Source organism: Rhodobacteraceae bacterium Araon29 (assembly GCA_039640505.1).
GTDB lineage: Bacteria > Pseudomonadota > Alphaproteobacteria > Rhodobacterales > Rhodobacteraceae > CABZJG01.
The window spans coordinates 739957-762780 of sequence record CP046865.1; the positions used below are offsets into that span (position 1 = coordinate 739957).

Sequence of the window (22824 nt, forward strand, 5' to 3'; positions counted from 1 at the left end):
GTGGCCATTCAGTGACCGCGGCCTTTAGATTGCTTCCAAAATAGCGGCCTCTGATTGCAACATCATGGCGGTCCCACCTAAGTCTACAGTTTTAGATTCTGCATTCTCGAATGAGACTTCGATTGCGGCAACAATTGTACTCGCCGCTTCGGTTTCGCCTAAATGCTCTAACATCATTGCCGCCGTCCAAACTGCAGCAACTGGGTTTGCTATGCCTTTGCCGGCAATGTCAGGGGCCGAGCCATGGACGGGTTCAAACATCGACGGATATATTCCTTCTGGGTTGATATTAGCCGAAGGAGCGATCCCAATTGATCCTGCAATTGCTGGCCCAAGATCTGACAGGATATCGCCAAACAAATTAGACCCCACCACAACGTCGAACCATTCAGGGTGTAGCACGAAATGAGCCGTCATGATGTCGATATGGTACTGAGCGGTTGCAATCTTGGGATAGTGTTGGCCCATTGCCGCAAAACGTTCATCCCAAAACGGCATCGTGTGGATGATGCCGTTTGATTTGGTGGCGGAGGACACATGTTTGCGCGGGCGTTGCGAGGCTAGTTTGAACGCATAATTCATGATCCGATCAACACCTCGCCGCGTGAATATTGATTGCTGAACTGCGGCCTCGTGTTCGGTTCCGGAATATAGGCGCCCGCCAATTTCAGAGTATTCGCCCTCGACGTTTTCACGCACAACGATGAAATCAATGTCTTTCGACGTGCGGCCCAACAATGGCGATTGAACACCGCGCAGCAGGCGAACCGGCCTTACATTGGCGTATTGCTCCAACTCACGGCGCAATGGGATCAGCAGGCCCCACAACGAGACGTGATCCGGAACGCCCGGAAATCCAACCGCGCCCAAATAGATCGCATCAAAACCTTTAACTTGTTCAATTCCATCGTTGGACATCATCAGTCCGGTTCTGTGATACCGTTCGCAGGACCAGTCAAATTCCGTCCATTCTATTTCAAACCCATGCTTAGCAGCCGCGGCTTCGGCAACCCTTTGCCCGACAGGCAATACTTCCTTGCCGATGCCGTCACCCGGAATTGATGCGATGCGATGTATACGGTTGCTGATCATATTAATCTCAATTCAGGTTAGGGTATTGTTGCGGGGTGCTGCGGTGGATACTCACTTTATTCCTTGAAATAATGATTGCTATGGTGGCAAAAACCAAATTAACGCTTGGTGCAATTATTGTCTTGATAACACAATATTTGTGTTATATAAACAATTAAAATGAACTTCAAGCATAAGTTCGGCATCCGCGACCCAGAAGTCGCCGTTCTCAGGGAGTAAACCGTGATAAAAGAGGTGGCCAAAGGCGTTTACGCTGAGACCGACATGCGAGGCTGCAATCCCGGGTTTGTGGTCACATCCGATGGTGTTGTGGTGATCGACACGCCGCAGTTACCAGCTTCTGCCGTCAGAATGCGCAAGGAAGCTGAAAAGCACGGGCAGATCAAATATTTGATCAACACAGAGCACCACGTAGATCACATTTTTGGAAATTACTTTTTTCAGGGTGCCGGTACGGTGATCTCTCACGCAGAAGTTCTAAAAGAGTTCATGGTCGTTTATCCACAAATCAACCCTTACGAATATGCCAGAGAAGCCGTGCCAACCGATGATCCGCAGGATGAGGCGTTGTTTCCGGATAAAGAAACCTACTTCGCCAATATGAATGCTCCAACTGTTACATTCAGGGGCGACACGACTTTGCATATGGGGGACACAACGCTGGAACTGATATGCACACCCGGCCACACGCAGGGTCAAATCGCCGTTCACATACCTGAAAGAAAAGTTTTGTTTTCGGCGGATACCATTTTTCATGGAGTCCAGACCTGGCATTATGCTTCAAACATAGAACAGTGGATTAGCTCACTCAAAAAACTGAAAACGCTTGATATGGATACTATCGTGCCCGGCCACGGGCCGGTGTGCGACAAAAGCCAAATCGATGTTCAGATTTCATTCTTGCATGAATGGCTTTTTGAGGTATCCGCCTGTGTCGCCAAGGGCATGAGCGAAGAAGAATGTCTTAAGCATATAAATTTGCGTGATCGTTTCCCGGTCGATATTGGCCAAGAATATATGTTGGACCACGTGATTAAAAATAACGTTTCTTCATTATACCGAAAATTCCTAGAAAATGCTTAAACCAAAGAAGGCGCTGAACATCTGATGTTGGACACGTTTGAAAATATCTTCAATCTGGAGGGCAAAGTCGCACTTGTGACGGGCGGAAGTGGTGATATCGGTAAAGCCATAGCAGGGGCATTGGCGGCCCACGGCGCAACGGTCGTGATCGGTGGGAGGAGCATTACTAAAAGTGAGGAAGTGGCCACCACGATCAGGGCAGACGGAGGCAAGGCCTTTGGAAGCGAAATTGACATCGTCGACATCGATCAGGTCAAACAATTCGTGCCAGACTTGGTGTCGCAACATAACGGTCTGGATATCCTGGTAAATTGCGTTGGCACTCAAATTGAAACCGCCGCCGAAGACTACGCCGAAGACGAGTGGGATCATATCTTTTCGGTCAATCTAAAGTCCGCATTCTTTCTTTCACAAGCTGTGGCGAAGGTTCAAATTCTGAAGGGCGGTGGCAAGCAGATACACTTAAGCTCGGTGCGAAGCCAAATAGGCATCAGTCGTGGTTACGTCGGATATTGTGCCAGTAAAGGTGGGCTGAATTTGATGATTAAACAGTTGGCGACCGAATGGGGCACACACAATATCTGCGTCAACGGAATCGCCCCGACGTTTACCCGGACCGAATTGGTGCGGCCATATCTTGATGATCCAGATTTCTACAACCCTTTGGTCGCAAGAATTCCGTTGGGTCGCATCGCTGAACCAATGGATCTTGTTGGTTTGGCAGTGTTCCTGTCTGCACGCGCTGGTGATTTTATAACTGGCCAAATCATTTTTGCCGATGGCGGTGTAACCGCAAGCCAGTAAAAACAATTCTGAAAATTCCGCCCCAAAACTATAGAAACTGGGTAATTTTTGTGGGGAGGCGTGATTTTTGATAATGCTTACTTTCTGGCAACCAAAGTCCAATGGAGCGAATTAGATGTCAACACGAGTATTGCCTGACTTTTCCCTTATTCCTTCTGAATCATTGAAGGCAGCGATCGAGCTTGTTGATCGGTTCCAAAATGGCGGGCAAATGATTGCCGGCGGGACTGATCTTTTGGTCGCAATGAAAAGTGGTTCTGCAAATCCAGATACGTTGATCCAAATTGGGGCACTCGAAGAACTGAATTTCGTCGAGTATAACGACGATACCGGGCTAAAAATAGGGCCGCTAACCACAATTCGTGACGTCGAGATCATTCCGATATTTGGCAAAGTTTTCCGACTGTTTGTCGAGGCGGCCAATGGGTTTGCCAATACCCAGCTGCTGAACATGGCGTCAATTGGCGGCAACATTTGTAACGCATCGCCTGCGGGCGATATGTTACCACCGTTGTTATGCATGAATGCCAACATTGATTTACAAAGCACGGCGGGTAAGAGAAATGTCAAATTGATCAATTTCTTCATCGGACCAGGCAAAACAGTGATGAAGAAAAACGAAATCTTGGTGAGCATAAACGCCCCGGCATTGCCGTTAAGTTATGGGTCAAACTTTGTTCGGATCCGCAGAACCGAAGAAGATTTGGTGAAAGTATCCGCCTCGGTAGTATTGAACGTGGTGGACGGAAAATTTAATGATGTAAGGGTCGCGCTGGGTGCGGTTGCACCAACGCCTATCAGAGTATCTGACGTCGAAGACTATCTTGATGGCCGCATTGTGGACGACGCCACTATTGAAAAGGCAGGTTTGATTGCCCGCGACGCGATAGTTCCGATCTCTGATTTACGTTCAACCGCAACTTATCGAAAACAGGTTACCGCATATGCAGTGGAAAGCGCGATCCGGTCATCTATAGAGAGGAGTATTTCGCAATGAACGCGCAGTCAGATGTCGTGGAAATGAACAATAAAAGGGCCATCGCGCTCACCGTAAACGGTGATCGCCATGAAATCTTGGTTGCCGCGAACCAGACAGCCCTCAGCTTGTTGCGAAATCAGCTTGGGTTGACGGGCACGAAATATGGCTGTGGAACCGGCGACTGCTGCGCTTGCAGCATAATTGTGAATTCAAAAGCTGTGCTTTCTTGCCTTACACTCGGTGCCGATCTTGATGGCTGCGACGTCACAACAATCGAAGGCCTAGCCACAGCCAACGAACTACATCCTGTTCAAGCGGCATTCGTGCAAAAAGGCGGCGCGCAATGTGGATTTTGTACGCCCGGAATGATCATCACGATCAAAGCCCTTTTGGATGAAAACCCCGACCCTTCTGAAGACGAAGTCAGACAGTACATACGGGGTAACCTATGCCGGTGCACCGGCTACACAAAAATCGTGGACGCGGCACTTGAAGCGGCTCGATCAATGCGAGAGGTGGAATAGACAATGCAAAAACGTATCAATAAGGACGATTTTGCCCGCAACATCGAGATCGATGAAACCACAACCCACAACTCAGTGGGAAAATCTGCACTAAGACCTGACGCCTGGGCGAAAGTTACCGGCCAGGAACGTTATATGGAGGATATCCAGTTTCCAAATGCGATTTGGGGTAAAATTCTTAGAAGTCCGCACCCGCACGCCAAAATTCTGAGCATTGATACCAGCGCGGCCGAGAAATTTCCCGGTGTAAAATCTGTAATTACTTTCAAGGACATAGTGCCCTTCAAAATTGGTTTCGCCGATCTGGCTGATCAATATGCCCTATGCGATGACCGGGCCCGATTTGTCGGCGATGAAGTTGCAGCAGTTGCGGCATTGGATGAAGAAACTGCGGAAAAAGCACTGGACTTGATCAGGGTCGAATACGAAATCTTGCCCATGTACACCGATGCCGTCAAAGCAATGGAACTGGGCGCGACCGTATTACATGAAGAAAAAGGCACCAATGTAGCCGCCGAAAGTCACTATGAATATGGCAATACCGACGAAGGGTTCGCGCAAGCCGACCACGTTTTTGAAGACACATTTGAAACACAGCGGCAATGCCATGTTTGCATGGAAGTGCACGGGTGTGTGGCCGATTGGGGCAAAGGCAACCAGCTTTCGGTTTGGACGTCGACACAGTCCCCTCATATCGTGAAACGCTATCTGGCCGAAGCGACCGGTTTGCCAATCAGCAAGGTCCGGGTCAATCGCGTTGGTGTAGGCGGTGCATTTGGAAGCCGAACTGACATCTTGCCTCATGACATCATCGCGTCGTACCTTTCCAAGAAAGCGGGCCGCCCGGTAAAATTACTATTTTCGCGTCAGGAAGAATTTTATGCGTCAGTCACGCGCCATCCAGCAAAAGTGACAATAAAGACCGGCGTCAAAAATGGAAAAATCACCACGCGTCATGTCACAGCAATTGTGAATGGTGGCGCTTACACAACCCAAACAGGTGCCGTAATGGGATCGCTGGGATGGAAAGCCGCGAACTTCTATCAGATTGATAATTACAAATATGATGGGTATGGCGTTCTTACAAACACAACCGTAAGTACTGCCTACCGCGGATATGGCGGGCCACAAGTTGGCTTTGCACTGGAATCTCAAATCGATATGATCGCCAAAAAACTGCGTCTGGACCCTTTAGAGTTTCGGATTAATAATGCTAACCAAACCGGGGATATCACTATCGCTGGCAGCCTTCTGTCATCGTGTGGCCTGACGGAATGTATTGAAAAAACTAGAGATTCTCTGAAATGGAGCGCGCCAAAATCCAATGATCAGGGGCGCGGAATAGCCATTGGTTTTGGTGAAACTGGTTGGCGCGGCGCTTATTATAACAACTCGGATGTGTCGGCAGCAACGATCAAGATGAACCAGGACGCCAGCGTGCATGTCATCGTTGGCGGTTCTGAAATTGGCGTTGGCTATGATGGCGTTATGGGCCAAATCGCGGCGCAAACCTTGGGCTTGCCCTATGAACAGGTCACCGTTCATTCGGGGGATACCGATTTGGCCGCCTATGACTGTGGAATGTATGCCAGCCGCGGTACTATAACGTCAGCTACCGCCATCGTGTTGGCGGCGGCTGAGCTGAAAAAGAAGTTGCAGGACGGTGCTGCGGAAATTCTTGGAATTCCGGCTGATCATTTGAACTTTGTAAACGGCACGGTAGTTTCCAAAGAAGATACGAACAACACCCTGCCGTTGCGGGAAATCGCCCGCTATATCTACGAAGATCAGGGCGGTGCACTATTTGGCACCGGTGTCTATGATCCGGGCACCCATCTGGCTGACGAAAACGGGTATTATCAACCACCGGGCGCGTCAATCACCTATCCGTTTTGCGCGGTATCAATAGACGTTGATGTGAATCGAAAAACAGGCCAGTTCAAAATCAACAAACTCGCAGCAGCTGTGGATTGTGGACGGGCCATAAATCCGGTGCTGGCGGAGGGGCAAATAGAAGGCGACGTGTTCCACGGACTTGGCATGGCATCGGTTGAACCGGGGCTGGAATACGATGCATCTGGTCAGCCGGTTTATACCCACCTTGTCGATTACAAGCTGCTGACCGCAGCAGATATGCCGCCCATCGATTCAATTTTGGTTGAGTCAATTGATCCTGTTGGACCGTTTGGCATCAAGGGTATCACTCAAATTGTAACATCGACCGTTGGCGCGTCACTCGCCAACGCTATATACGATGCCGTTGGTGTGAGAATTATGGAGCTTCCGATAACGCCGGAAAAGGTTTTGACAGCATTGAAAGACGGATAAACGAAGCCAGACTTCCTGAGAGACGTTAGCTCTAGGCCTTGGCGAAGTTGTAAGCGATCGGTCGTCGGATATCGACTAGTCAATGACTTTTTTGGCTACGGATTCTTGCAACGCCGTAGTCAAAATTCCTACAGCCGGTTCAAGACATAAATTGCCAATTGCCACCAGTGCGGTTTTGGGGGCATTGGGCCATTTTTCAAGCCTGGTTGGCGCGTGAAATATCCGTTGAACACCGTGGATCACTAACGGCCTTGGGTCATCTACGGTCCACACCACACCCTTTAACCGCAGCAGTTTGTCACCGAATTTTTCAAGGACCGCACCAATACGCGGTGAAAGAATTTTCCAGTCCACTGGAATAGTTTCTTCTATTAACCAGGTTCCGACATTGGCTCCGTGCGACGTACCAGTTGTCCCTAAATAGTCACCGCTGAAATGAATTCGCGCATCGCTTTTTGGCAATCGCTCGTGTTTACCCTGTATAGCTGTGTTTAAGCGATGTGCATCTGCGTTCAGCCATTTAGGTAAATCAGGATTGCCGGTCTTGGGATCAACCAAAGCCCTGCCAAAAAGCCGGTCAGCGGAAATTTTACCATGGTTGATTTTCAGAATTTCAGCTCCGGCATTAAGCGCGCGCAACTGCTCTTCCAACATGGCCACCGAGTTGGCATCAGCCAGATCAGACTTGGTTATCATTCGTACATCGGCGATGGCCGCCTGGCGTTGGGCAACAATTTCATTGATTAGCGTTTTAGAACCGTTGACGGCATCAACTGTTGTAATGACGCCATCGAGCCGCACAAAGGGCCTAATACGCGGATCAATCATGATTTTGTGAAGCAGGTTCGCCGGATCAGCCAGGCCGGTTGTTTCAATGACAATGCGCGTCGGAATTCGCTCTGCGCGGTGTATCAATTGTAGAAGCGTTATAGCTAACTCATCATCGGCAACACAACACATACACCCATTGGCCAAAAGTTTGATGTCTTCGCTACGGGTTGTTTGGGCGAAAATAGCATCGTCTAGCCCAACCGCGCCAAATTCATTCACAATGATCGCGGTGCCATGCATATCAGGGTGTCGCAGTAGGGCAGAAATTAGCGTTGTTTTCCCACTGCCAAGAAATCCGGTGACAAATGACACCGGAATTCTCTGCGCTCTCGTATCCTCAGAAATTGTAAATCACCCGTTAGCCTCTGAAATCAAAACTCGGAAAGACCTTCTGTATAGGGCCGGACTTCCCACGAACCATCTGTTGGAACACCGGCTCTGGCAAATAAATCATCCCGCGCAGCGTCGACTTTGCTGCGAAATGCACCGATATCCAATCCAACCAGTTTGCCGTTGCGTTTCTTGACTTCGCCGGCCACTAAAATTGTGTCAATGTTGCCAACGTTGGCAAATTCAACCACGGCCGCGATCGGATTGTTGACTGGGAACATGTTAAGGTAATTGGTGCTCACCAAAACGATGTCAGCTTCCTTGCCCAGTGTAAGTGATCCTGTTTTATGGTCCAACCCACAGGCAGCAGCGCCGCGTATCGTAGCAAATTCAAGCGTTTCGCGGCACGAAAGCGGCAACGGATCCACAAGCTTCTTATTTTCAAGGGCAACCATATTCACCATCAATCTGGTTCCGGAAAGTAGATGCCGCATCGCATTAAAAAAATCGCTGGGGCATGTGGTCACCACGTCGCTTGAAAGGCTTGGGCGAATACCGGCGCCGAGCATACGCAGGGCTGGCGGGTTGCCGTGCCCCATTTGCATCTCAATCTCGGGCGAAATTGAAACATGGCCGCCACTGTCACCGATAATTTTGAATTCTTCATCGGCCAAAGTGTTGCAATGCACATAGGTAACATCCTCGCCAAGCAATCCGGCGTTTTTCAGGTCAACAAGTGGTTTGCTCATCCCCCACAGACCGTCGCCAACATGAACGCTGATCCGCAGCCCAAGTTCGCGGGCAAGGTCAAAATCTTTTGTTGTGCCTTCAATGTTGGTAAACTGTGGACCACGCGGAGCGGTTGCCATCGTGACCAATGCATCGTCTGACGACAACACATCGCGGCGAACACGGCGAATATCGTCCCAATCGGAAGGCAAATCGCTGGGAACCGCCCATTCATCGTTAGAGTTTCCATAGCCGAAAACGCCTCTGATCCCAGAGGCGCGCAATCCCTCAATGGCGGCGTCGGCGTGATCTGGTGAGTTGTTGCAATGGGACCAGTCAAACAAAGTGGTGATCCCACCGTCCAAAGAATCCAGTGCGCCCAATTCATTGGCAATCTTGATGTCGTTGGGCGTGTAGATACTGCCCATAACGCCCCGCACGCCGGTGAAGTACTGCGCCAGCGACCAATCAGGACCCGCAGTGCGCAACAGCGACTCCCATGTGTGTCGGTGCGTGTCGATAAAGCCGGGAATGGCGATGCAATTCGTTGCGTCTATCACTTCGGCGTCTTGTGCTTCGAGATTCATACCGATCTCGACGATCTTGGTGCCATCAATCAAGATGTCCCCGCCGATGATGTCACCAATATCGGGATCTACAGAAATGATCGTTGCGTTCTTTATGAGCTTCTTATCCATGCGATCTCTCCAATTTTTGCGGCCGTATGGCCAATATTTCGAGTGAGCTTTTCACCAAGACATCAGTATGCTGGCGGTGTCACAGCCACTAGAAACGTCAATTCTTTGTCGCCGATATTGTCCCAACTGTGAGGTATTTCGCCGGAGAAATAGAGGCTGTCACCTTCCTCCACTACAAACTTTTCGTTACCGATTTCGGCTTCTAATTTACCGCTCAGCACAAACACGCATGCTTCGCCATCATGCTCAAATTTGACGTCACCAGAGCTTGTTCTTGGGTCCGCGTTGACAAGCAATATTTGCATCTGGGAATTGAGATCAGGCGTGATCATCTGGTAGCAGATGTTGGAACGCGGCAGTGATATAGACCGTCGCATGTCTTTTTTGATAAGTTTAGTTCGCCGTTTCGCTTTGCCTGCATTATTGTGTTCAGCGGCCAGGGCATCAAGGTGACCTGTACTTGGTTGCGCTGGAGCACCTTGGCTATTTGATGACGCATTACCGTCAGAATCTTTGCGCAATAATTGCCAAACTGTCATGCCCAACGCTTCGGCAATTTTATCGAGAGCGGATAGTGAAGGGCTGGCTTCGCCTCGTTCGACCTGACTAATATAACTATAGGAAAGGCCGCAGGTTTTGGCTAATTCCTTGAGGGTTATTTTCCTCATTAGTCTTTCGTGTCGGACTTTCTCACTAGATATCATGTTCATCGATAAATCGCCTCTCTCTGAATTGGTCTAAGGTATTGTTTACGTTACCATACTGGTAGGATTGTACAGCTTACTTCTCCAGACGCTCTGTCGTTTGATATTTTTACCGATCGCGTGCTGAGAACAATTCTGCACGTCTTAAGTTTCATTGCCAAGAGCAATATTTTATTTCGTTCAATGTCCACGGTTTGAACCTATCGTTCGCTTCAATATAGGTCCGTATTTTTGCCAACCACGCTCAACCATGCCCGCCAATCCATCTGGTAGCAACACGACGAAAAGTACGATAATTGCGCCTAGTCCCATATTTCGATACTCGGTAAAATCCTTTAACTGCTCGTCTGCATACATTAACAATGCCGCACCCAAAATGGGCCCCCAAAGATTTCCCAAACCGCCTACAATCATCATCGAGACCAGGAACGCGAATAGTGGAAATCCTAGCACCGACGGTCCAATTACCTTAAAATGCGCAGCGTAAATGCCACCTGCAATTCCTGTTACAAATGCGGATATCCCAAATACCAATAACTGGTATTTGAAGCGGTTAATTCCGGCACAGACGGCCACTGATTCATTGTCGCGTAGAGCGCGAAATGCGTATCCAAGCGGGCCCCGAACGACAACTATTGACACCAATGTCGCCAAAGTCAGGGCGCCAAGCGCAACGTAGTAATTTCCAGTAATGTAGTTTCGCCCCAATAATTCCCGGAACCCATAATCGCCGAACTGACTAAGCCCCCTTTGACCACCTGTCAGCGTCTTACAGGTTTGACCAGACCCTGTAAAACAAGAGATGTCAGAGCTGATTAGTGAAAACGCCGCCTGTGCAATGGCGAATGTCAGTAGCGCAACATATATCCCGCGCAATCGCAGACAGGCAGCCCCAATAAGGACTCCCACAAATATGGTCGCCACGCCCCCAAGAAATGTTCCAAGAAAAAGATTAATGCCAAAATACTTTGCAAGCATTGCCGTCGTGTAACCGCCGAACCCAAACAGCACGAGCTGGGCTAGCGAGAAGATTCCAGCAAACCCCATGACGATATTCCATTGGCTGACCACAGTTGCCCAGATCAGGAACAACGTAAGCTGTGACATGGAATATCGGCTGTCGATAAACAGCGGTAAAACCAAACCTATCGCTAAAAGCAAAGTGAATATTACGAGATCGCTTTGTTTCCAGGTGCGTTGTTTTTGACGTGTCAGACGTTGAAGCATTTCTCTCACTTTAGATTAAACTCGGGTTACTGGTTTTTTGCCAAATATTCCGTAGGGGCGCCAAATGAGCGCAAAGATCACAAGTAGTAAAAGTATGGGGAAGGCAAACCGAACGCCCAGCGTGAATTGAATATAGGCTTCCAATAAACCTAGGCCGACAGCCACATAAAACGCACCGTAAACATTTCCAAGCCCAGCAAGGGCCACGATAATGAACGCCTTAATCATCGGGGCGTCCCCCATTGTCGGCGACAGCGTTGTGATTGAACTCAGCATGACACCCGAGATTGCGGCAAGAGCACCAGAAATAATTAATACTTGCGCAAATACCCGCCCAACTGGTACGCCCATCAATAAGGCGGCATCTTTGTTTATGGCAGTGGCGCGAATAGCACGCCCCATTCGAGTTTTGCCCAATATCAGCCCAACTGCCGCGACCAGCACGACGGAGGTGGCCAAAATCGTTAAGTTTTGATGTGGCACGTAGATTTCTCCAATTCGAAATCCACCCTCAAAAGACAGCGGTTGCCTGAAAGGATAGGCGCCAAAAAACTTCAAAATAACGTTCTCGGATAAAATCGCTAGTCCGATAGTTGCGATAATAATATTGGTTTCAAAAGATGGATGGCGGAACATGTGTTTGATAACACATATGTACACCAAAAATCCGATCGCGCCTGTTACGGCCATTGCCAAAGGGATCGCAAGAAAGCTTGGTATGTCCAACTGTGTGATAATTGCGAAACAAATATAGCCACCCAGCGCCAACAACGCACCATGGGCCATGTTAAGCATTCCTAAAGCGCCCCATATCAGTGAAAGCCCGATTGCGCTTAAGGCGTACATGCCCCCGAGCGTCAATCCGCTAAGGATAACGACTGTAGCAGTTTCCATTCAACCGGCCTTTCGAGCGAGTGCAAAATTACACGTTGTGAACATTTTATCCGCCAAGGTAAGTTTCCATCAGTACATCGTTGTTCATGAGATCGCTGGCGTCGCCTTCCCAGACGAAATGCCCATCATCCAACAGGCAAATCTTGTCTGATAGGTCCATCAACCTGCTTGCGTTCTCCTCAACGATCAAAATCGTCCGTCCACTTTCTTTTAGGCTGTGGATCACTTCGTAAATCTGGTCGATAATAATTGGTGCCAATCCCAACGATGGCTCGTCGATAAGCAATACCCGGCTGGTGCTCATCAAAGCTCTTCCAACGCCTAACATACGCCTTTCTCCACCCGACAGGCCGCTAGCGATTTGATTGCGTCTGGCACTGAGTATTGGAAATAGCTCGGAGACAAATTCCAACCGTTCCAGCCGCTCGGAGTACGCCTTTGGAAGATATGCACCCATCAAAAGATTTTCGTGAACGCTCAATTCTGTAAATATCATGTCCCCTTGCGGTATATGAATAATGCCTTTCTCGACAATTTTATCGGCCGACAGGCCGCTTATTATCGATCCATCAAGCAAAATTGTACCTTCAATAATCTTGATAAGACCAGAAATAGCGCGCAGCAGTGTAGATTTGCCGTGACCATTCGGCCCAACCAAACCAACAAGCGAGCCCGAGACGATTTCAAGCGAGACACCTTTGACGATGGCCTGACTGCCGTACCCACAAGTTAGATTGCTTATCTCAAATATTGGATCAGTCATGTGTCAATTTTCGTTTCGCCTTAGCATCCTAGCAGCACTTTCCCCAAGATAGATTTCCACAACTTTCTCATTGGTCAAAATTTCGTTTGGCAACCCTTCAAACAATTTCTTGCCGCGATGTAGGATCATGACAGAGTCACAAAGCTGCATCAGAAATCGCATGACGTGTTCAATCAGGATTATGGTGATTTGCTTTGTATTCGAAATCTGGTCGACCAGCGCAATGATCTTTTCGATCTCGACCGGGATCAGGCCACCGACTGGTTCATCCAGCAGCAGCAACTTGGGATCTGTTGCCAAAGCCGATCCAATCATAAGCAATTTTCTTTGAAATATCGGCAAGTTCTTGACTTGAACATCGGCAAAATCTTGAAGGTCAACAAATTCAAGAATTTCATCTACACTTTCATTTGTATCGCGATCAAAACGAAAGCTCGGTACCTTTCTTCGGGATCTGCCAAAGTACCTGCTGGTCCTGATATTTTCAGCAACAGTTAGCGTATCAAATCCAGAATTCAGTTGAAATGTTCTTGATATTCCGAGATGGCAAATTTTGTCCGGCTGGTAAGCATCAATCCGTGTTCCGTTAAAAGTGATTTCGCCTGATGAACATGGGTTAATGCCAGAAATGGCATCAAATAGTACGGTCTTGCCTGCGCCGTTTGAACCGCCGATACCCAAAACTTGGCCAACTTTCACGTCAAAACCAAGCTTGTTGACAGCTACCAAGGCGCCGAACTTTTTTTCAACGCCCTGGCATTTTAGAAGGAAATCGCGGCGCATATTTTGCGTCCCAACATTCATATTAACTTTTCATCCAAGGTGGAGTTTGGTACGAAGCAGTTTCGTACGGTGATGGCGCAATAATGGCTGCGTCCTTTTTCCAATCCTGGATTTGGGCAAACTGATGCGGCATTCCAAGTGACGGGTCATTTGTTGCATTTGGATAGGGAATAGCAACCTGCAATTCCTGGTCAAATCTGGTTGTACCAAGCACACCACGGTAGATTGACCGTTTTATGTTTGCCGCAATTTTCTTGTTTTGATCAAACTCGCCCGGCGCGCCAGTTCCACCTGCCATTGCGGCGGCTGCCGCATAAATGAACACTGCGTCGTATGGGATTGCACCATTTAATGGGCTGGTTCCTTCGTTGCCATGTTTGGCGCGGTATCGTTCCATGAATGCCAATCCCATTTCATCTTGCAATGATTGCGCCACCGACGAATAGATGACACCTTCCGAAGCCGTTTCGGCAATTTCACGAAATGCTGCGATTGATGGCCCATATTGCATATACACTAAACTGTTCGTTGGGTTTGGTGCAAACTGAACCATAAACTGAGCAAGATCCTGAGGCACCCAATGTGTGAACGCAATTACTCCCGGTGGGTTTTTGCGAATGTTGGAAATTACCGGGCCCCATTCTGACGTGCCGTAGGCTACGGATTCTTCCATGCTGATCTCCCAGCCGTGTTCAGCCGCTGTTTCTTTGATTCCAGCGCCAATAACGATACCGTAGCTGCCCGAGCCCAGCACCAAAGCAATTTTCCTGTTTTCAGGCGCAAATTTACCGGAGTCGACCAATCCATTAAGAAATGTAATCAATCCGGGACCATACCAGGCCTCGGCTGGATCGACCATGAACACAGTGTCATATTTTCTTGGGTTGGCAGCAATTGTGTGATTATGCTGAACATCCGTGTTGGCATGCATATATATAATGCCGTCATCGGCAATAAGGTCGTACTCGGCAGTTGCCGTGCTGCTGTTATAACCATTGATAATGGCGTGAACACCCGCGCGGTCGATCAGGCGCTGGACAGCAGGAACAACATTATCGGGTCCCATAACTTTAGTGTCTTCAAAGTGAAATTCAATTGGCCGGCCCAAGATCCCACCCAGTGCATTCACTTCTTCTGCCGCCAATTCTAGGCCACGCCTATACTCAATTCCGTCTGCCGCAGCCCAGCCAGTTAGTGGCACAGCCGCACCCAGTGGAATGGGTTCACCTGATGCTTGCGCACCGGCATTAGTGGCTGAAAGAACGCCAGCCGCAGAAAGTGCACCGACTCCAGTGACACTTGCAGCGGCTTTGCCCAAAAAATCACGTCGTGTGGTTTCCGTCGGACTATTAGTTTTTTTGTCGGTCATTCTTTCCTCCAAGTTGATGTTATGGTTTGAATTTTTTGTTATGCCCCAGCATTTTGCAATCGTTTCAGCCCTATGATTGTGGCAAGTGCCAGAAATCTTGTTGCATTATAATATAATTGTTATTATAGCACAATTATTGTGATGTCAAACTATAAATTTTGCTATGGACCCAAAAAACCTAACGCAGTATGGCCAATGTCCGCAGCTTGAATTCCTCAAAAAATCGGTAGAAAATCGACTGGGTCGCAGAGTAAAAAAGGTCAGATATCTGAATGATTATTTTTTTGGACTGCTACCTGACATTTAATGTTTTGGATGCCGAACGACAGTCAAATACTGCTTGCCCGGAAATTCGAGTTGGGCCGGATTCGCCTTTGGATGTTGGTGATGGCGATGTCTGCATTGGGATGTCAGTCCTTGATCTTTTCGGTGCAGCCCCACCAAGTGCTGACAGATGCGCAGGCCGCTATATTGCTGAACGCAAAGGACAGGGTGCTCTCGAGCGCCCTTCTTTTTGGCCTGCTCACAGGCATGCGCTCAGGCGAGATCTGCGGGCTCATGGCAAAGGATATCACCCACAAAGGTAACCTTGGACGGTTCATCAAGATCCAGCCAAACGCACTCCGGCAACTCAAGTCGAAATCTGCTGAACGGGAAGTGCTGCCCCTGCACTGTCAGCTGGAAACCCTGCTGGATACGTCCCTGCCACGCTAGGGCAGGCTGTTTGCAAACCTGAGTGTGGATCGGATTGTAAAGGCCTATGCAAGACTAGGCAGAAGCCACCCGGAGCTAAAGGGAACGGTGTTCCACTCCACCCGCAAGTGGTTCATCACCCAGTGTGAGCGCACAGGCACCCCTGAGCACTTCACGGCCTCCCTTGTGGGACATCACTCTGCACGCTCAGCCAATAAGCTGACCTACGGGCTGTACTCAGCAGGTATTAGTGATGCACAAAAGCGGGAGATCGTGGATGCAATCAGGCTGCCGGACCTCGGCAAAGAGTGGGAGGGCAACTCATGAGCCGAACCACGATAGCAGACCCGTCCCTCATCCCTGACATCGAGGCCTTTGAAGAACGAGTGGCCATCCACATCCATGAGGGCGGCATTCCTACTGATCAGGCCAAGGACCTTGCCGCGCAGGCCCAGGGCTTCCGCAGTCAGGCCCACTACTGGGCGTGGCTTAGGGTCTATGCGGAGAGGAAAAGGTTAGGGTAGCGGCCCCCAACCCTAAAAAACTAAGCCAGCCTCCCAAAGCGGGGGCTGGGCATGCTCTTTTTTTTGCAAAGGGGTTTCGGGAAGGTGCATCAACTTCAAGCTAGGCCGTGACGCTGCTCTTGCTAAGTGGCGCTCTCTTGTCGCCTCATAGAATGCACGCTTCCAAGGCTTCTGGTGCTTGAGCTGGTTTGATTGACAGCACCTCAATCCAAGTTCAAAGTGGCCCAGTCATTTTCGCATATTCTGGGTCTTTCTATTGAGCCGCTTTGGAGATAGCCTACTGATCGCTCCTGTTGAGATGGAAGAAAAGAAAAAGGTCTGATGAGAAAAAATATCGATCTGTTTCCTTATATGCTCCTTGTCCCGGCGCTCTTTGTCAAGTTTAAGCAAAATGATATAGTGTAGATTTACTACATTCACGGGTATTAAGTGTCTCTTTTTGCCCATACTAGCAGCGATCTTCCTGAGGTTCACCATGGAAAAACCCAATATCCTCCTAATCACGACCGACCAACAACACTTTTCTACGCTGGGCATGGTAAATGAAAAGATTCAAACACCAAATTTAGATCGACTATGCCGGATGGGTATTCGATTTGATAGGGGCTACTGTGCAAGTCCTGTCTGCACCCCGTCGCGTGCGTCGATACTTACAGGAAAGTTGCCGTCAGAACACCAAGCTTGGACAATTGGGGTGCAGCTACCCGAGAAAACTCGAACTGTTGCAGAGTTACTAAGTAACGATGGCTACCAAACTGGATTGATTGGGAAGGCTCACTTTCAACCTTTGGCGGATAGCCCTACAGAGAAGTCTGTGGAGAAGCATCCGAATGTACGCGATTTGGATTTCTGGAGAAAATTTAAAGGGCCGTGGTACGGCTTTGACCACATTGAAATAACGCGAAATCACGCCGATGAATCAATGGTAGGTCAACACTATGGTGCGTGGATGGAAGACAAGGGGCTGGATAATTGGCGAGATTTCTTCCAACCAGCACCGGGTGAGTTGTCAGAGTTTGCGATTGGTGCAAGTACGGGCCAAAAGTACTGGAAACGATCGCAGTCAAGCTGGCCTTTGCAAGAGGAGTTCCACTATACAACTTGGACGGGCGAAAGATCGCAAAGCTTTATTGAGAAAGCAGTTGAAGAGGAACAGCCATTCTTTCTTTGGGCAAGTTTTCACGACCCTCACCCTCCCTATCTGGTATCAGAACCTTGGGCGTCAATGTACGACGCTGACGATATGGAACCCGGGACGGTGGTTGATAACGAACATGATTGCAATCCGCCTCATTTTCAAAAAACTCAGGAGGAAACCCCCGACTTTGGAAACTGGCATAGTCCTTTTGGGACCCCCGGTTGTCACTCCCATTTGCACAGCAGAACAGAGATAAAAAAAGAACAAGCAGCTTACTACGGAATGGTGAGCTTTTTGGACAAGGAGATCGGCCGGATACTCGATTGCCTTGAGGCTCATCAGCAGCTCAAAAACACTCTTATCGTGTTTACGTCAGATCACGGGCACTTCTTGGGTCAACATGGGTTAATCGCAAAAGGGCCGTTTCATTACGAAGACCTGTTGAGAGTACCGTTCATCGTCTCATGGCCAGACAAATTACCAAAGAATCATGTGAGCACAACTCTGCAGACACTTTTGGATCTGGCGCCAACTTTTCTTGAAGCAGCAGGTAATGATGTACCAAACGATATGCAGGGAAATTCGCGCCTATCCGAATGGACAGGAGAGAGCTCTAAAGCCAGAAAATTTGTCCTATGTGAAAACAGGCACAATCCAGTGATGCCATGTGCCGTGACGATGATCGATAGGCGATATAAGATTACTGTCTACCAAGAAGGTGAATTTGGCGAGCTTTTCGATTTATCTGAGGATCCAGGTGAGATGCGAAATTTGTGGAATGACCCAGACTATTTGGAACTCAAGAATGACCTTCTTCACAAATTTATTCAGGCTCGATTGGCCAGCGAGTTAATGAAGATGCCAAGGGTTGCGCATGCTTGAGGCTTTTTATAATTGATGAAACGGCGAAATAGCTTTGGCACTCAAGACGCAATATGCGAATACCTTTAGTTGAAATGGACTAGAGCAGTTGATATATGCAAAAGAGTTCCCCGAGTTCCAAGAACTCGCGGGCGGAACATTTCAGATGGGTTCAAATAGTTTTTATCCGGATGAAGCCCCCAAACGGGACGTATTTGTTGATCCATTCAGCATCTCGATTGGCGCCACCACAAATTCGCAGTTCTCAGATTTCGTTGAAGATACTGGTTATGTGACGACTGCGGAAGTTCCGGTTGAGTTAGAGAATTTCATCGCAGATTCCAAGGAGCGCTACATCACAGGATCTCTCGTGTTCCAGAAGACAAGTGGGCCGGTTGACCTGCGGGATTTCAGAAATTGGTGGAAGTTTGTTCCTGGTGCGAACTGGCGTATTCCTGAGGGGCCAGGGTCAACAATTATGGGGCGCCTTGACCATCCGGTGGTACATGTCTCGCTTATTGACGCGTTGGCGTATGCAACATGGGCGGGACAAAAATTGCCAACGGAAAGGGAGTGGGAGTTTGCCGCTCGGGATGGAGCCGACACCGAATTTCCGTGGGGAGATGAGCTATGTCCTGGTGAGGAAATTCGAGCAAATACTTGGCATGGTAAATTTCCTTACCAGAATGACCGTGTAAAAAAGGGTCCGCTTACAATGCCATCTCTATCCCTCGCACCGAGTCGTTATGGATTGTTCAATATGATTGGAAACGTCTGGGAGTGGACCACTGACAAATACCGAACGGCGTTAGAAGAAATTCCTTCCTGTTGTTCTGGAGAACGGTCAGAAAGTTCTGACATATATGTTGTTAAGGGGGGGTCATTTCTTTGTGAAGCATCGTACTGCCAACGCTATCGACCTGCAGCCCGTTCTCCGCAAGAGATCAGGTCATCAACAAATCATTTAGGGTTCAGATGTGTCAAGCGGACATAAGGTTCGTTGAGCAGAAATCCACAGTGAGATTTTCTCTCGCCGATCCAGATGTGATGAGTGCCCTAGTCTTGCCTAGCCCTATCTGATTGGAGGTTGTGTTTGAAAGTGATGCAGCGCATGTCACCTAAGCAGTAATTTGACGGCTTCAATATGGCCCCAAATGAAACTGTATTTTCGCCACAGCGTGATCCAACAACTCAGACGCGGGACCCTAACGATATTCTATTTTCTGGGTTCGCTAACGCAGTGTTTGTTGGCGACGGCAGCGCACAGTTTCCGGCGATGCAGCGGACTTCTCAAATGCAGACATCCTAAGCGGGTCAGAAGGACAAATTCCAAACGTTAGCGAGCTGATACCTTAACAACTTGATTGAGAATGCTCAATGCAAGTTAAAAGTGGCCCAGTCATTTTCGCATATTCTGGGTCTTTCTATTGAGCCGCTTTGGAAATAGCCTCCTGATCGGTCCTGTTGAAATGGAAGAAAAGAACAAGGTCTGATGAAAAAAAATATCGATTTCTTTCCTTATATGCTCCTTGTCCCGGCGCTCTTTGTCACGTTGTTGGTTGTTGCTTGGCCGCTTGCAGAGACGGTTCGTCTTTCACTTACAGACGCATCGTTGAAGCCCCAGGAAAACTATATCGGCTTTGCAAATTACGAGAAAATTCTGTCTCGTCGGTTTCCTGAAGTCATTGGCCGAACCTTCTTGTGGATGACTTTGGCCGTAACACTCAAGCTCTTAATCGGGCTGCTTGGGGCAATGCTGCTCAACGCGGCTGTGCCAGGTAGAACGCTGTTCCGTATTCTCACGATGCCACCGTGGATCATTCCAGTTGCGATTGGGATGTTCATCTGGGGTTGGTTATACAACGGTCAATTTGGCATGATTTCTGGGCTTATCCAAAGTATTGGTCTTTCAGACGGGCCAATTGAGTTCCTGGCAACCAAAAACGCAGCCTTTCTGGCCACGGTGATCTCGGACGTCTGGATTGGCGTTCCCATGGTTGCAGTTTATTTGCTGGCATCGATGAAGTCGATTTCTAACGAAATGTATGAGGCTGCATGGGTGGATGGTGCCGGGCGACTGTATAGAATCCGCCGGATTACGGTACCTCTTATCATGAAGCCGTTGATTACGATTGGCATCCTATCGGCAATCTGGACGTTCAACGCTTTCGACGCGATCTGGATCCTGACCGAGGGCGGGCCCCGGAACGGCACGACAACCATGATCATCGATACCTATAAGACAGCAATTAATCGGTTCCGTTACGGAGAAGGTGCCGCGCGAGCAGTCTTGATCGTCATGATCATGATGGGCTTTTCAACAGCTTACTACCTGGTTCTTCGTAAGCTTGGAAATCGGAATTGATGCCATGATTAATAGATATAAATGGTGGGAATACATCGCGATCTACACCGGTATCGCGCTCTTCCTGAGCTTCACTCTGGCACCCTTCGTCGAGGCCTTTGTTGTATCGCTGCGCCCTTTGGATAGCATCTTTTCGATCCCATATCGCTTCCTTTCTGAGGGCATGTCATTCAAAGCTTACTTCAGCATGTGGGAGAGTGTGCCTCTGCTTGGACTGTACATTCTGAACTCATTCTTCATCGCAAGCTCTGTGACTTTGCTCAGTTTGGTTGCGGTTATTCCGGCAGCCTATGCGTTCGCGCGCTTTGAGTTCAAGGGTGACAACATCATGCTAGGTGCTTTTCTTGCCATCAATATGGTGTCGGGAGCGGTTTTGATTATTCCGCTTTATCGCGTGATGATGCAGCTTGGCGTTCTGAACACCTATCTGGCTATGATCGTCCCTGGCACGGCCTTTGTTATACCAACTGGTATTTGGCTACTCCGCTCTTACCTGATGAAGATTCCTCAAGAGCTGGAACAAGCCGCTTGGGTGGATGGTGCGGGTCGTCTTTATACTTTGCGGCGTGTGATCATACCGATCGCTATGCCGGGCATCATCGTCGTGTCGATCACCACTTTTATTACGGCCTATGCGCAGCAGTTCCTGTTCGCAGTGACATTCAACAACAAAAACGAACTGAACCCGCTTCCAACAGGTCTTTATCAGTTCTTCGGACGCACAGAAGTGGTCTGGAACGAGCTAATGGCCGCCTCGCTCATAGGCATCCTGCCGGTCATGATCCTCTACCTCGTGCTTCAGCGATACATCATTGCAGGGCTGACGGCCGGTGCGATCAAACAATAGGAAAAACAATAACAACCATACATCAACAAGGAGAAAACGATGTTTAAACACACAACCATATTAACTGCTTTGGCCCTCGGACTATCGGCGCCCGCCGCCATGGCAGACGACCAACGCCTTCACTTCACAATCTGTGGTGATGAATCCTGGGCTGGTGATGTTACCGCAAAGTACGTTGCAGAATGGGAAGGCAGCAACCCAGGTTACTTCGTGGACATCGAATACATCCCTTGGGGGCAGTGCCAGGAGAAAGCGACGACACTGGCTGCTGCAGGCAACGCACCTGCGCTGTCCTATCTTGGTTCCCGAACACTGGCACAGCTCTCCCAAGCTGACCTGATCAAAAGCTTTGAGCTGACTGACGAAGAGAAGGCAAGCTACGCAGGTCCAGTTCTTGGCACCGTGACCTATGATGGCAAGATTTGGGGTGTACCAAGAGCCTTCTCCAGCCGCGCGATGTACTACAACCGCAGTCTGTTCGCAGAAGCCGGCCTCGACCCGAATTCTCCGCCCGAGACCTGGGAAGAATTCCTGGCGGCTGCCAAAGCGATCTCTGAAAAAACGGATAGCGATGGTGTCGGTATCCCTGGCAATAGCAGCGATACGCCGATGCAGATTTTCCTGGGTATGGTGTACTCAAACGGAGGTGCAGTGCTGGATGACGAAGGCAATGTCGTTCTGGACAGCCCGGAAACACTGGCCACGATGAACATGTGGATCGAAGCTGCAAAATATGCACAACCTGGCATCGCGGCATACGGCGCAAAACAACTGATTCCTTTGTTTGCCGAAGGAAAGCTAGGCATGATTTTTGACGGACCGTGGGTCCGTAATAAGTTGCCGAAGAAAGTTGACTACGCAACGGCGTTCTTCCCACACGGACCTTCTGGCACCCACAGCTCTTTCCTTGTGACTGACAGCTACGCAGTCTTCAAAGGTACCGGGGTTGAAGAGCAGGCAGAAAGCCTCGCAAAGTTACTGACCGCTCCTGAAGCACAGCTGCAATTTGATTTGGGCGCTGGTCTTGTGCCACTGCGCAACATCGCTGGCGTTGAGAAACTCATCGAAGAGGACGCTACTTGGGCACCGTTCATTAACGTGATCCCAACTGGTGGTCCTGAGCCCGTGATCCCTGATCACGCAGGTCTGAACGACATTCTGGTTAGTGCCATCCAAGGTGTTCTGCTAGGTGAAGTTAGCGCAGAAGATGCGATTTCTGAAGCTGTAGAACTGATCGAAGAACTAAACTAAACCAAAG

20 protein-coding genes and 1 pseudogene are annotated in these 22824 nt (G+C 49.0%); 12 read left to right on the plus strand and 9 right to left on the minus strand.

All coding sequences use genetic code 11. The features are described from left to right. Nucleotides 1-24 precede the first annotated feature (24 nt). Nucleotides 25-1092, minus strand: coding sequence for a tartrate dehydrogenase (locus GN278_03450; protein XAT59954.1), 1068 nt, complete (start codon nt 1090-1092; stop codon nt 25-27). Nucleotides 1093-1356: 264 nt separating this feature from the next. Here GN278_03450 and GN278_03455 point away from each other — a divergent pair, with 264 nt between their 5' ends. The 5 genes from GN278_03455 (at nt 1357) to GN278_03475 (ending at nt 6810) form a co-directional block, all read left to right on the plus strand. After that, entirely contained in the window at nt 1357-2175 is an 819-nt protein-coding gene (locus GN278_03455; protein ID XAT62526.1) for an MBL fold metallo-hydrolase, read from the plus strand. Between the two features lie 24 nt (nt 2176-2199). After that, nucleotides 2200-2979 (plus strand): SDR family oxidoreductase, encoded by a 780-nt coding sequence (locus GN278_03460; GenBank protein ID XAT59955.1) that lies wholly within the window; start codon nt 2200-2202, stop codon nt 2977-2979. A 115-nt stretch (nt 2980-3094) separates the two neighbouring features. Next, a complete protein-coding gene (locus GN278_03465; GenBank protein ID XAT59956.1) occupies nt 3095-3976 on the plus strand; it encodes a xanthine dehydrogenase family protein subunit M in 882 nt (293 codons plus the stop codon). Nucleotides 3977-3999: 23 nt separating this feature from the next. Then, a complete protein-coding gene (locus tag GN278_03470) occupies nt 4000-4482 on the plus strand; it encodes a 2Fe-2S iron-sulfur cluster binding domain-containing protein (GenBank protein ID XAT62527.1) in 483 nt (160 codons plus the stop codon). Between the two features lie 3 nt (nt 4483-4485). Further along, complete coding sequence (locus GN278_03475) at nt 4486-6810, plus strand: molybdopterin-dependent oxidoreductase (protein ID XAT59957.1); 2325 nt, start codon at nt 4486-4488, stop codon at nt 6808-6810. A 75-nt stretch (nt 6811-6885) separates the two neighbouring features. Here GN278_03475 and GN278_03480 read toward each other — a convergent pair whose 3' ends face one another. From GN278_03480 to GN278_03515, 8 genes are all read right to left on the minus strand, one after another. After that, nucleotides 6886-7953, minus strand: a complete 1068-nt coding sequence (locus GN278_03480; protein XAT59958.1) for a GTP-binding protein — start codon at nt 7951-7953, stop codon at nt 6886-6888. A 59-nt stretch (nt 7954-8012) separates the two neighbouring features. Continuing rightward, on the minus strand, nt 8013-9398 hold the full coding sequence (locus GN278_03485; protein XAT59959.1) for an amidohydrolase family protein: 1386 nt from the start codon (nt 9396-9398) through the stop codon (nt 8013-8015). 62 nt (nt 9399-9460) lie between these two features. Continuing rightward, a complete protein-coding gene (locus tag GN278_03490; GenBank protein ID XAT59960.1) occupies nt 9461-10108 on the minus strand; it encodes a helix-turn-helix domain-containing protein in 648 nt (215 codons plus the stop codon). Between the two features lie 174 nt (nt 10109-10282). Then, nucleotides 10283-11329: a branched-chain amino acid ABC transporter permease gene (locus GN278_03495; protein XAT59961.1), complete on the minus strand. Its 1047-nt coding sequence runs from the start codon at nt 11327-11329 to the stop codon at nt 10283-10285. A 15-nt stretch (nt 11330-11344) separates the two neighbouring features. Further along, nucleotides 11345-12223, minus strand: a complete 879-nt coding sequence (locus GN278_03500; GenBank protein XAT59962.1) for a branched-chain amino acid ABC transporter permease — start codon at nt 12221-12223, stop codon at nt 11345-11347. Nucleotides 12224-12269: 46 nt separating this feature from the next. Continuing rightward, nucleotides 12270-12986 carry an ATP-binding cassette domain-containing protein gene (locus GN278_03505; GenBank protein ID XAT59963.1) on the minus strand — a complete coding sequence of 239 codons (717 nt, stop codon included), beginning with the start codon at nt 12984-12986 and terminating at the stop codon, nt 12270-12272. A 3-nt stretch (nt 12987-12989) separates the two neighbouring features. Next, complete coding sequence (locus tag GN278_03510) at nt 12990-13769, minus strand: ATP-binding cassette domain-containing protein (GenBank protein XAT59964.1); 780 nt, start codon at nt 13767-13769, stop codon at nt 12990-12992. Between the two features lie 22 nt (nt 13770-13791). Beyond that, on the minus strand, nt 13792-15138 hold the full coding sequence (locus tag GN278_03515; protein ID XAT59965.1) for an ABC transporter substrate-binding protein: 1347 nt from the start codon (nt 15136-15138) through the stop codon (nt 13792-13794). A gap of 429 nt (nt 15139-15567) precedes the next feature. Between GN278_03515 and GN278_03520 the strand changes: the two are divergent. The 7 genes and pseudogenes from GN278_03520 to GN278_03550 all read left to right on the plus strand — a co-directional run bounded on the left by GN278_03520 (nt 15568) and on the right by GN278_03550 (nt 22817). Next, nucleotides 15568-16158: pseudogene (locus GN278_03520) on the plus strand (tyrosine-type recombinase/integrase). After that, nucleotides 16155-16355 carry a hypothetical protein gene (locus GN278_03525; GenBank protein XAT59966.1) on the plus strand — a complete coding sequence of 67 codons (201 nt, stop codon included), beginning with the start codon at nt 16155-16157 and terminating at the stop codon, nt 16353-16355. The pseudogene GN278_03520 and the gene GN278_03525 overlap by 4 nt, the downstream one beginning before the upstream one ends. Nucleotides 16356-16830: 475 nt before the next feature. After that, nucleotides 16831-18375 (plus strand): sulfatase-like hydrolase/transferase, encoded by a 1545-nt coding sequence (locus GN278_03530; GenBank protein ID XAT59967.1) that lies wholly within the window; start codon nt 16831-16833, stop codon nt 18373-18375. Between the two features lie 145 nt (nt 18376-18520). Continuing rightward, nucleotides 18521-19348, plus strand: coding sequence for an SUMF1/EgtB/PvdO family nonheme iron enzyme (locus GN278_03535; protein ID XAT62528.1), 828 nt, complete (start codon nt 18521-18523; stop codon nt 19346-19348). Nucleotides 19349-19846: 498 nt separating this feature from the next. Then, nucleotides 19847-20719, plus strand: coding sequence for an ABC transporter permease subunit (locus GN278_03540; GenBank protein ID XAT59968.1), 873 nt, complete (start codon nt 19847-19849; stop codon nt 20717-20719). Nucleotides 20720-20723: 4 nt separating this feature from the next. Beyond that, on the plus strand, nt 20724-21566 hold the full coding sequence (locus GN278_03545; GenBank protein ID XAT62529.1) for an ABC transporter permease subunit: 843 nt from the start codon (nt 20724-20726) through the stop codon (nt 21564-21566). 39 nt (nt 21567-21605) lie between these two features. Beyond that, complete coding sequence (locus GN278_03550; protein ID XAT59969.1) at nt 21606-22817, plus strand: extracellular solute-binding protein; 1212 nt, start codon at nt 21606-21608, stop codon at nt 22815-22817. The last annotated feature ends 7 nt before the right edge of the window (nt 22818-22824 follow it).